This window comes from Pseudomonas sp. S31, assembly GCF_016648105.1.
Lineage (GTDB): Bacteria > Pseudomonadota > Gammaproteobacteria > Pseudomonadales > Pseudomonadaceae > Aquipseudomonas.
Genome location: NZ_JACVVE010000029.1, coordinates 73,536 through 84,109 on the forward strand (window position 1 = coordinate 73,536; position 10,574 = coordinate 84,109).

13 protein-coding genes are annotated in these 10,574 nt (G+C 64.7%); 10 read left to right on the forward strand and 3 right to left on the reverse strand.

Translation table 11 applies throughout. The features are described 5' to 3' along the window. Positions 1–76 precede the first annotated feature (76 nt). From dsbD to IAE37_RS20255, 4 genes are all read left to right on the forward strand, one after another. The gene (gene dsbD, locus IAE37_RS20240) at positions 77–1,786 is read left to right on the forward strand and encodes a protein-disulfide reductase DsbD (RefSeq protein WP_201176339.1); all 1,710 of its coding nucleotides are present in this window, start codon (positions 77–79) and stop codon (positions 1,784–1,786) included. Next, positions 1,786–2,622 carry a TlpA disulfide reductase family protein gene (locus IAE37_RS20245; protein WP_201176341.1) on the forward strand — a complete coding sequence of 279 codons (837 nt, stop codon included), beginning with the start codon at positions 1,786–1,788 and terminating at the stop codon, positions 2,620–2,622. The genes dsbD and IAE37_RS20245 overlap by 1 nt, the downstream gene beginning before the upstream one ends. Position 2,623: 1 nt before the next feature. Beyond that, the gene (dsbG, locus tag IAE37_RS20250; RefSeq protein ID WP_201176343.1) at positions 2,624–3,382 is read left to right on the forward strand and encodes a thiol:disulfide interchange protein DsbG; all 759 of its coding nucleotides are present in this window, start codon (positions 2,624–2,626) and stop codon (positions 3,380–3,382) included. Between the two features lie 171 nt (positions 3,383–3,553). Continuing rightward, entirely contained in the window at positions 3,554–4,084 is a 531-nt protein-coding gene (locus IAE37_RS20255) for an RNA polymerase factor sigma-70 (RefSeq protein ID WP_201176347.1), read from the forward strand. An 8-nt stretch (positions 4,085–4,092) separates the two neighbouring features. Here the strand turns inward: IAE37_RS20255 and IAE37_RS20260 are convergent, their stop codons facing one another. Beyond that, positions 4,093–5,121: a GNAT family N-acetyltransferase gene (locus IAE37_RS20260; protein WP_201176349.1), complete on the reverse strand. Its 1,029-nt coding sequence runs from the start codon at positions 5,119–5,121 to the stop codon at positions 4,093–4,095. A gap of 62 nt (positions 5,122–5,183) precedes the next feature. Continuing rightward, the gene (locus IAE37_RS20265; protein WP_201176350.1) at positions 5,184–5,984 is read right to left on the reverse strand and encodes a substrate-binding periplasmic protein; all 801 of its coding nucleotides are present in this window, start codon (positions 5,982–5,984) and stop codon (positions 5,184–5,186) included. Positions 5,985–6,145: 161 nt separating this feature from the next. On the opposite strand from IAE37_RS20265, the gene IAE37_RS20270 reads away from it, so the two are divergent. Together IAE37_RS20270 and ppnP are read left to right on the forward strand one after the other, a co-directional pair. Next, positions 6,146–6,706 (forward strand): exonuclease domain-containing protein, encoded by a 561-nt coding sequence (locus IAE37_RS20270; protein WP_201176351.1) that lies wholly within the window; start codon positions 6,146–6,148, stop codon positions 6,704–6,706. An 85-nt stretch (positions 6,707–6,791) separates the two neighbouring features. Beyond that, complete coding sequence (gene ppnP / locus IAE37_RS20275; protein WP_201176353.1) at positions 6,792–7,076, forward strand: pyrimidine/purine nucleoside phosphorylase; 285 nt, start codon at positions 6,792–6,794, stop codon at positions 7,074–7,076. Between the two features lie 51 nt (positions 7,077–7,127). Here the strand turns inward: ppnP and IAE37_RS20280 are convergent, their stop codons facing one another. Further along, positions 7,128–7,820 carry an alpha/beta family hydrolase gene (locus tag IAE37_RS20280; RefSeq protein WP_236410066.1) on the reverse strand — a complete coding sequence of 231 codons (693 nt, stop codon included), beginning with the start codon at positions 7,818–7,820 and terminating at the stop codon, positions 7,128–7,130. Positions 7,821–7,872: 52 nt separating this feature from the next. On the opposite strand from IAE37_RS20280, the gene ccoN reads away from it, so the two are divergent. The 4 genes from ccoN to IAE37_RS20300 form a co-directional block, all read left to right on the forward strand. Further along, on the forward strand, positions 7,873–9,297 hold the full coding sequence (gene ccoN / locus IAE37_RS20285; RefSeq protein ID WP_201176359.1) for a cytochrome-c oxidase, cbb3-type subunit I: 1,425 nt from the start codon (positions 7,873–7,875) through the stop codon (positions 9,295–9,297). Positions 9,298–9,310: 13 nt separating this feature from the next. Then, entirely contained in the window at positions 9,311–9,919 is a 609-nt protein-coding gene (gene ccoO, locus IAE37_RS20290; protein ID WP_201176370.1) for a cytochrome-c oxidase, cbb3-type subunit II, read from the forward strand. A 5-nt stretch (positions 9,920–9,924) separates the two neighbouring features. Continuing rightward, on the forward strand, positions 9,925–10,116 hold the full coding sequence (locus IAE37_RS20295) for a cbb3-type cytochrome oxidase subunit 3 (protein ID WP_201176372.1): 192 nt from the start codon (positions 9,925–9,927) through the stop codon (positions 10,114–10,116). Next, a partial coding sequence (locus IAE37_RS20300; RefSeq protein WP_328822762.1) for a cbb3-type cytochrome c oxidase N-terminal domain-containing protein occupies positions 10,113–10,574 on the forward strand: 462 nt, incomplete at its 3' end. The genes IAE37_RS20295 and IAE37_RS20300, both read left to right, overlap by 4 nt.

Consider the following 10,574-nt stretch of genomic DNA (forward strand, 5'->3'; position numbering starts at 1 on the left):
TGTAAGACCGGGTTAACCTTGGGTTAATCAGCCCCGGCCAGCATGGCCTGACTTCCAGCACTGCCAAGGCGAAGACATGCGCGTTCTCCTGCTCTTTCTGACATTGATCCTGGCCGGGCCGTCGCAGGCCAACCCGTTCGATGTGAAACCCGACTTCCTGCCGGTCGGCGAGGCCTTCGTGCTCAGCCACGAACGCCAGGCCGACGGCCAGATGCGCCTGTACTTCCAGATCAAGCAGGGCTACTACCTGTACCAGAAACGCCTGAAATTCGACGGGCTGCCCGCCGAGCAACACCCACAGCTGCCTGCGGCGCAGAATCACCACGACGAGTTCTTCGGTGACAGTGCGGTGTACCGCGACCAGCTCGAACTGCTCATCCCCGCCAACGCCAAGGGCGAGCTGCGCCTGGGCTGGCAGGGCTGCGCCGATGCCGGACTGTGCTATCCGCCGCAGACGACCGTGATCGACCTGGGCGGCAGCGCCGCGCCCGTCGCCGACCAGGCCAGCGACCAGGCCCTGGCCAGCGACCTGCAGCACGCTACCCTGGCCTGGAGCCTCCTGGCCTTCTTCGGCCTCGGCCTGCTCCTGGCGTTCACCCCTTGCTCGTTGCCGATGCTGCCGATCCTCGCCGGACTGGTGCTCGGCAACGGCGCCAGCGCGCGCCGGGGCTGGCTGCTGGCCGGGGTCTACGTACTGAGCATGGCGCTGGTCTACGCAGCACTCGGGGTGGTCGCCGCGCTGCTGGGCGCCAGCCTGCAGGCGTGGTTGCAGCAGCCCTGGTTGCTGGGCAGCCTGGCCGCACTTTTCGTGATCCTCGCCCTGCCGATGTTCGGTGCCTTCGAGCTGCAGTTGCCGGCCGCCGTGCGCGACCGCCTGGACCGGGCCGGGCAAGGCACCCGAGGTGGCAACCTGTATGGCGCGGCACTGCTCGGGGCACTGTCCGGACTGTTATTAGGCCCGTGCATGACCGCGCCACTGGCCGGTGCGCTGCTGTACATCGCGCAGAGCGGCGATGTCGTACAAGGCGCGCTGGTGCTGTTCAGCCTCGGCCTGGGCATGGGCCTGCCACTGCTGTTGCTGGTGACCCTGGGCAACCGCTTCCTGCCGCGCCCAGGCGCCTGGATGAACCGGGTAAAGGGGGTGTTCGGCTTCGTGTTCCTGGCCATGGCCTTGTATACCGTGCGCAGCCTGGTCAGTGCGCCTTTGCTGCTGGCCCTGAGCGGCGCCTGGCTGATCGCCCTTGGCTGGGCCGCCTGGCCGGCCCTGCAACGCCTACCCGCGCTGCGCGCAGTGCCGCTGCTCGGTGCACTCTGGGGTGGCCTGCTGCTGGTCGGCGCGGCGGCCGGGGGCGACGACCTGTGGCAGCCGCTGCGCCCGTTCGCTGGCACGACCCCGGCGACGCTCGGGCACAGTGAAGACACTTTCATCACCGTCAGCCAACCCCAGGATCTGCAACGCCAGCTGGACCAAGCCAGAGCCCAGGGCCAGTGGGTGATGCTCGACTACTACGCCGACTGGTGCGTGGCCTGCAAGGCCATGGAAAAGAACGTGTTCGCCCGCGCCGACGTGCAAGCCAGCCTCGCCGGAGTGCGCCTGTTGCGCCTGGACGTGACCGCCGACGCCCCCGCCAGCCGCGAACTGTTGCAGCGCTACCAGGTGCCAGGCCCACCCAGCATCCTGTGGATCGCCCCACAAGGCGAGGAGCGCCGGGCACGGCGCATCACCGGCGAGGTGGATGCGCAGACCTTCCTCGAACACTGGACCCAGACCCGGAGCCAAGGCTGATGCTGACGGTAACCCTGGGCCCCCTGACCATGGCCCTCAACCACTTGGTGCTGCTGGCCGCCTTGGCCATCGCCTGCCTGGTCGGCTGGTGGGTCGCCCGGCGCGGTGGCGCAAGCCCCGAGTCGGCGCTGTTCAATCTGTTTCTGATCGGCCTGGCCTGTGCCCGCCTGGGTTTCGTCGTGGCCTATTGGCCGATGTACCGGGACGAGCCGTTGCAGGTCATCGACATCCGCGATGGTGGCTTCCTGCTCTGGCCAGGTCTGCTCGGCCTGGTGCTCGGCGCCCTGTGGCAAGGCTGGCGGCAACCTGGGCTGCGCCGTTCGCTGGGATGGGCGTTGTTCAGTGGTGCGCTGTTCTGGGGGCTGGCCAGCCTGGGCAGCCATCTGTACGGCAAGGGTACCGAACTGCCCGACCTGAGCCTGCGCAACGCCGCCGGGCAGCCGGTGGCACTGCAGGTGTACCGGGGCCAGCCGCTGGTCATCAACCTCTGGGCGACCTGGTGCCCGCCATGCCGGCGCGAGATGCCGGTATTGCAGCGGGCGCAGACCGACTACCCGCATGTGAGGTTCGTCTTCGTCAACCAGGGTGAGACCCCGGAAAACGTCAGTACCTTCCTTGCCACCACCGGCCTGAGCCTGACCCATGTGCTGTTCGATGGCACCGGGCAACTGGCGCAGCGGGTCGGATCGATGGCCCTGCCCACCACCTTGTTCTACGACGCCAACGGGCGGCTGGTCGGCAGCCACCTGGGCGAACTCTCCCGGGGCAGCCTGCGCCATGCCCTGGAACCTTTCGATCGGGCCGCAGCGCCCGCCCCTGCCGCACAAGGAAACTGACATGCGCTTGACTGCATTGCTCCCCCTGACCCTGGCCGCCCTGGCCACCCCGCAGTTGCAGGCCGAGGAACTGCCCAAGGCGATCCAGCAACTGCAAGCCAAGGGCGCCGTGATCAAAGGCAGCTTCGACGCCCCCGATGGCATGCGCGGCTATGCCGCCGAGTATCGCAACAACGGCATCGCCTTCTACCTCACGCCCAACGGCAAGCATGTCCTGGTGGGCAGCCTGTTCGACGAGCAAGGCCGCGACCTGAGCGCCGAGCCCTTGGAAAAACTGGTCTACGCACCGATGAGCAAGGCCGTCTGGGCCAAGATGGAGAAGACCGCCTGGATCGCCGATGGCAAGGCCGATGCCCCACGCGTGGTGTACCTGTTCAGTGACCCGAACTGCCCGTACTGCAACATGTTCTGGCAGCAGGCGCGGCCCTGGGTCGAGTCGGGCAAGGTGCAGTTGCGTCACATCATGGTCGGCATCATTCGCGAGGACAGCCCAGGCAAATCGGCGGCGCTCCTGGCCGCGAATGACCCGGCCAAGGCGCTGGCGCAGCATGAGAAGGCCGGCAAGGCCAGTACGCTCAAGGCGCTGGACCAGATACCAGAGGCGGTGCAGGCGAAGCTCGCAGGGAACATGGCGTTGCTCGAGGAGCTGGGGCTGCAGGCGACGCCGGCGATCTTCTATCAGGACGAACAGGGCAACCTGCAAACCCAGCAAGGGGCACCGCAGCCCGAGATGCTGGGGAAAATCCTCGGCAAACGATAAGTACGCCCCTGTTTGGCAACCACTGTCGAGAGGCCCTTAGAACGGTAATCAATAGAAACCAATTATCTTTCGTATTTGACAATGGTTATCATATTGCCTAGTTTGTCGCACGTCGTAGGGAGCTTCCCGGCCCAGGGCGCTCCCCTTTCTACTCGAGACTAGGTGACTTCCATGGCGGAACAATCATCCACAAGTAAGTGCGATTCACCGTTACTCCAGGCGTTTGTCGACCACCGCAACATTCTAGTCAAGATCGCGGCGCGCATCACGGGCTGCCGCTCGCGCGCCGAGGATGTGGTGCAGGATGCGTTCTTCCGGCTGAGCGCAGCCCCGCAGATAACCTCGTCATTCAAGGCCCAGCTCAGCTACCTGTTCCAGATCGTACGCAACCTGGCGATCGATCACTACCGCAAGCAGGCAATGGAGCTGAAGTACTCCGGCAGCGAAGAGGAAGGCCTGAACGTGGTCTTGCAGAACGCCTCGCCGGAGGCCACCCATATCAACCTGGCCGCCCTCGAAGGCATCGCCGACGCCTTGAACGACCTCCCCCAGCGCACCCGCTATGCCTTCGAAATGTATCGCCTGCACGGTGTGCCGCAGAAGGACATCGCCAAGGAACTGGGTGTCTCGCCGACCCTGGTCAACTTCATGATCCGCGATGCCCTGGTGCATTGCCGCAAGATCGCCGGCCGGCAGGGCTGAACGCCCCACTAGGCCAATTTGCAGTGGTCGAAGTAGCGCTCGCGACCGAGGATCATCAGCGCTGCACGTTTGTGCGGAAAATCGAACTCCTTTTCACAATGGAAGCACTGGTCGTGCATGTAGCCGATCATCTTGCCATTGCTGGTACGTGGCTCGGCCACCACCCGCTGGGTACGCGGGTCGTCGAGGAACAGGTAGTGGACCAGCGCCGACAGCCAGCTGGCCACCTTGTGCGGGCCACGGTGCGACTCCTCTCCGACCAGCATGTGAACGCCGCGATCGTAGTCGTCGGCCGTGTAGTACGGTGCGATACCGTGCTCCTTGGCCCAGTACGCCTCGAAATAGGCGAATGGCTCATCGTCGAAGCAGCCAATCAGGGTCAGGGTACGAGGGTCGGCCTCGAGCTTGGCCAGGTACTCGCGGTGCTGATTCAGCGATCCCCCTTCCTGCCAGAACGCTTCCACCCGAGGGTTGTTCTGCCAGCGGTTGAAACGCTCGAGATCGCGGTCGATTTCCAGCGTGCGCAACGACACCCAGCTGCCCAGGCGGGCATCGAATCGGCGGTACACCTCCCCTGCCGGCTTGGGCGGGCGCCGCGGATGGCGCGTGCCCTCGCTGAGCTGCATCTGCTGCGGGTAGACGCCGCTGGCAGAGGTGCCCAGCCAGGGCTGCGGCAACTGCCAGAACAACGTGCGCTCGCACAGGTACACACCGGGCGTTCCTGCCGCCAGCAACAGCCCGCTGGCCAGGGCCTGGGCCACCGTCGCCTGGGCGACTGGCGCAGGCAGGTGCCAGGCCAGCCGCTGGCGCCCTGGGTCGCGCGACAACAGCCAGTAACACGCCGCCCACAGGGCCTGGTGCGCACGTTCCGGGCACAGGCTGACAAGATGCACCTGCAAGGTGGCACCTGGTACCAGGCGCATCTGGATCAGGGGCCGGCCCTCAAGGGTGAGGCTCAGCTGGCGGTCAGTCTCGTCGGCGCGCAAGTCCTGCCAACGGGGCGGTGACAGGGGCGGCGCAGCGGCATCGAACGGCATGGTCATGGCTCACAGGTAAAAGAAGAAGGATTTACCTGGAAACGTCGCCACGACAACGCAATTTAGTCGTTCGGGACCTGTACGGTGATCCGGTACGGCTGGAAGATTCGCGCCAGTTGCCCGGTATCGCGCAGGTGGCGCAGCAGTTCGGCAAAGGCCTTGTCGCTGATCGGCGCACCAGGCCGCAGCAACGCATAGTGGTGATAGACCTGGTCGATACGCTCGGAAGCCAGCAACTGATCCAGGCTGCCAGGGTTGCGCACCATGAAATCGCTCAGGTACGAACGGGTGACCAGGGCAATATCGGCCCGCCCGGCCTGGACCATCAGCAGGTTGCTGTCGTGGGAATAGGTCAGGGTCGCATCGAAAGCCTGGCGCAGGTAGGCCGGGTCGGAATTGAAGTTGGCGAAGGCGTAGTGGTAGCCGTTGAACAGGGCCAAACGTTTGCCACGCAGGTCATCGAAATAGTGCTGGTCATGGCCATTGGCGTTCTTCGCCACGAACACTTCCGCATCCTCCAACCCCATGTCCACGGTCTGGTGCGGGATCTTCTGCCAGCCCCACTGCGGGTTCTCGAAGATCGCCATGTCGGTGCGACCCTGCTGGAAATCGCCGATGCGCCGCTGGATGGAGGTGGGCACGAGGATGAAACGATAGCCACCTTGCAACGCGTTCAGCGCCTCGACCAGTTGTGGCAGCAGGCCCGTGTCGGCCCCCTGCTCGGGACGCACGGTGTACGGCGGGAAATGCGCGGCGCCAATCTTGACTTCGACCGCCTCGGCGGCCCAGGCCGGTGCCGCCAGCCATGTAGCGGCCAGCATCAGCAGAGTGGACAGGGCCTTGAGGCCGGGTGCTGGAGTCAAGACGGACGCTCATCACGGTTCATGCCTGGATGCGACTAAGCTAGGCGTTTTCCCGAGCTGGCACAACTGCTGGCCATGCCAAAATGAAGGCAATCTGCCACAGGGATGCCGAGGCGCCAGGTTTTGGCTACGCTCTAGCAGGATCTGCAAGGGAGCCTGGTATGGGCCATTGGTTGGTGATCGACCTGGAGGCCACCACCGACGAAGGTGGCTGGCCAGTCACGGAGATGGAAATCATTGAAATCGGCGCCAGCCTGGTAACCCGCGAGGGCCGAGAAGTCGAGCACTTCCAGCGTTTCGTGCGGCCCCGGCGACGGCCACAGCTGACCCCGTTCTGCCGCGAACTGACCCGCATCAGTCAGGCCGACGTCGACGCCGCCGACGACTTCGGCGCGGTATCGGCCTGCTTCGAGCGCTGGCTCGGGCACCACCCGGGGCAATTGCACGCCTGGGTCAGCTGGGGCGACTACGACCGCCAGCAACTGTTGCAGGAATGGCAGCGGCACAAAGTCGACAGCCTGCTGCGCGGCCTGCCCCACATCAACCTCAAGCAACGTTTCGCCAAGGCCCGCCACCTGCAACGGCCGGCCGGGCTCAATGGCGCCTTGCAGCTGGCCGGCATGCAGTTCTGCGGGCAGCAGCATCGCGCCCTGGAGGATGCACGCAACACGGCGCGGCTGCTGCCGTTGTGCCTGCCCGCCTTCGAAGTCGGGGACACCTGAAAGCAGATGACGGCTCCCATGGCCTTGGGCATACTGGCCAGCCTTTTTCATCCCCCATGCTCATCCAACAGTTCAGGAGTCGCCCATGTTCCAGGTCAACGAGTACTTCAACGGCACCGTCAAGTCGATCGCATTCGCGGGCGAAGAAGGCCCGGCAACCGTCGGTGTGATGGCCCCGGGTGAATACGAGTTCGGCACCGCCAAGCGCGAAATCATGCACGTGGTATCCGGCGCCCTGACCGTGAAGCTGCCCGGCAGCGACAACTGGGAAACCTTCACCGCCGGCAGCCAGTTCAACGTGCCGGCTGACAGCAAGTTCCAGCTGCAGGTGAAGGTGGACACCGCCTACCTGTGCGAGTACCGCGACTAAGCACCAGCTTGCCCCGAGCCCATCGCCGGCACGCCGGCGATGGCGCCGCCGTCAACCCCGCAAGAACGCCGCCACCTTCTCAGCCGCCGCCTGCAAATGCTGCTCATGGCTGAACCCCGACGCCTTCAGCGGCTTCAGGTCATGATCCGCCGCTACCAGCCAGCTCACCTCGATCGCAGGTGACAACGCATACCCCTGCACCGCCTCGCGGTTACCCAGCGCATCCCGCTCGCCCTGCACGATCAAGGTCGGTGTACGCAACCCTGCCAGGTGTTCGACCCGCGGCTTCTCCGGCTTGCCCACGGCATAGAACGGATACCCCAGGCACACCAACGCATCGGCACCCAGCTCGTCGGCCAGCAGGCTGGCCATGCGCCCGCCCATCGACTTGCCGCCAATCGCCAGCTTGCCTGCGACCAGGGGTCGCACCTGGCGGTACACCTCGCGCCAGTGCTCGAGCAGCACCTTCTGCGGATTGGGCGGCCGTTTGCCGCCGCCGACGCGCCGCTCGGCCATGTACGGGAACTCGAACCGAACAACCGCAACGCCTTGCTGCGCCAGCCTTCGCGCCATCTCTTGCATGAACCCGCTGTCCATCGGCGCCCCCGCGCCGTGGGCCAGGATCAGACACCCCGAAACCCGGCTATCCGCCTGATTTCGCGGCGGATCGCAGCGCAAGCCTGGGACATTTGCGATCTGCGCCCATTGATCCCCGTCAATACCGGCACTTGGCCCATTAATCATGCTTGCCTCGCTGTAACGCCTGCCAAAAATAACCGTGGATGGAAACCCATACATGAACACAACCAGCAGTACCGCCTATAACTACAAGGTGGTCCGCCAATTTGCCATCATGACGGTGGTGTGGGGAATCGTCGGGATGGGGCTCGGCGTCTTCATCGCCGCCCAATTGGCTTGGCCTTCCCTGAACTTCGACCTTCCCTGGACCAGCTTCGGCCGCCTGCGCCCCCTGCATACCAATGCGGTGATCTTCGCCTTCGGCGGCTGCGCCCTGTTCGCCACCTCCTATTATTCGGTGCAACGCACCTGCCAGACCACCCTGTTCGCACCGGGCCTGGCCGCGTTCACCTTTTGGGGCTGGCAACTGGTGATCCTGCTGGCGGCCATCACCCTGCCGCTGGGTTATACCAGTTCCAAGGAATACGCCGAGCTGGAATGGCCGATCGACATCCTGATCACCATCGTCTGGGTGAGCTACGCCATCGTGTTCTTCGGCACGCTGATGAAGCGCAACACCAAGCATATCTACGTGGGCAACTGGTTCTTCGGCGGCTTCATCCTCACCGTGGCCATGCTGCACGTGGTCAACAACCTGGAACTGCCGGTCAGCCTGACCAAGTCGTACTCGCTCTATGCCGGCGCCACCGACGCGATGGTGCAGTGGTGGTATGGCCACAACGCCGTGGGCTTCTTCCTCACCGCAGGCTTCCTCGGGATGATGTACTACTACGTGCCCAAGCAGGCCGAGCGGCCGGTGTATTCCTATCGCCTGTCGATCGTCCACTTCTGGGCATTGATCACCCTGTACATCTGGGCCGGCCCGCACCACCTGCACTATACCGCCCTGCCCGACTGGGCGCAGTCGCTGGGCATGGTGATGTCGCTGATCCTCCTGGCACCGAGCTGGGGCGGCATGATCAACGGCATGATGACCCTGTCCGGTGCCTGGCACAAACTGCGCAGCGACCCGATCCTGCGTTTCCTGGTGGTGTCGCTGGCGTTCTACGGCATGTCCACCTTCGAAGGCCCGATGATGGCCATCAAGACGGTCAACGCCCTGTCCCACTACACCGACTGGACCATCGGCCACGTACATGCCGGGGCCCTCGGCTGGGTGGCGATGATCTCCATCGGCGCCCTGTACCACACCATTCCCAAGGTGTTCGGGAAGGAGCGCATGTACAGCATCGGCCTGATCAACGCGCACTTCTGGCTCGCCACCATAGGCACCGTGCTGTACATCGCCTCGATGTGGGTCAACGGCATCGCCCAGGGCCTGATGTGGCGTGCGGTGAACAGCGACGGCACGCTGACCTACTCGTTCGTGGAAACCCTGGTGGCCAGCCACCCAGGCTTCGTCGTGCGCTTCGTCGGTGGCGCGATCTTCCTCAGCGGCATGTTCCTGATGGCCTGGAACACCTGGCGCACCGTGCGTTCGCCAGCGCTCGACGCCGCACCTGCGAATGCCCAGCTGGCTTGAGGAGACCTGCCTGATGAAACATGAAGTCATCGAGAAGAACGTCGGCCTGCTGGCCCTGCTGATGGTGTTCGCCGTGAGCATCGGCGGCCTGACCCAGATCGTCCCGCTGTTTTTCCAGGACGTGACCAACAAACCGGTCGAAGGCATGAAGCCGCGCCCCGCCCTCGAACTCGAAGGGCGCGATATCTACATCCGCGAAGGTTGCGTCGGTTGCCACTCGCAGATGATCCGCCCGTTCCGCGCCGAGACCGAGCGCTACGGCCACTACTCGGTAGCCGGTGAAAGCGTCTGGGACCACCCGTTCCTGTGGGGCTCCAAGCGCACCGGCCCGGACCTGGCCCGGGTCGGCGGGCGCTACTCCGACGACTGGCACCGCGCCCACCTGTACAACCCCCGCAACGTCGTGCCCGAGTCGAAGATGCCGTCCTACCCCTGGCTGGTGGAGAACAAGCTCGACGGCAAGGACACCGCGAAGAAGATGGAAGTCCTGCGCACCCTCGGCGTGCCGTACACCGACGAGGACATCGCCGGTGCCCGCGACGCGGTCAAGGGCAAGACCGAAATGGACGCCATCGTCGCGTACCTGCAAGGCCTTGGCACCATCATCAAGAACAAGAGGTGAATGCGATGGAAATGGACATCGGCATGATCCGCGGTCTGGGCACCCTGGTGGTGCTGGTCGCCTTCATCGGCCTGACGCTGTGGGTCTTCAACCGCCGCCGCGATCGTGACTTCGCCGAAGCACGCCTGCTGCCCTTCGTCGACGACCGCCTGCCCCCCGCCGGGCAAGAACCTGCCATGAGGAAGAATCGGCAATGACCACCTTCTGGAGTACCTATGTCAGCGTACTGACCATCGGCAGCCTGATCGGCCTGGCCTGGCTGCTGCTCTCGACCCGCAAGGGCCAGAGCACCGACACCACCGACCAGACCATGGGGCACAGCTTCGATGGCATCGAGGAATACGACAACCCCCTGCCCCGCTGGTGGTTCTGGCTGTTCGTCGGCACCCTGGTGTTCGGTGCCGGCTACCTGGTGCTGTACCCAGGCCTGGGCAACTGGAAAGGCATCCTGCCCGGCTACGAGAACGGCTGGACCGGAGTCAACGAGTGGCAGAAGGAAATGGACAAGGCCGACGCCAGGTTCGGGCCGATCTTCGCCAAGTATGCGGCCATGCCCGTCGAGGAAGTGGCCAAGGACCCGCAGGCGTTGAAGATGGGCAGCCGCCTGTTCGCCTCCAACTGCTCGGTGTGCCATGGCTCGGACGCCAAGGGCGCC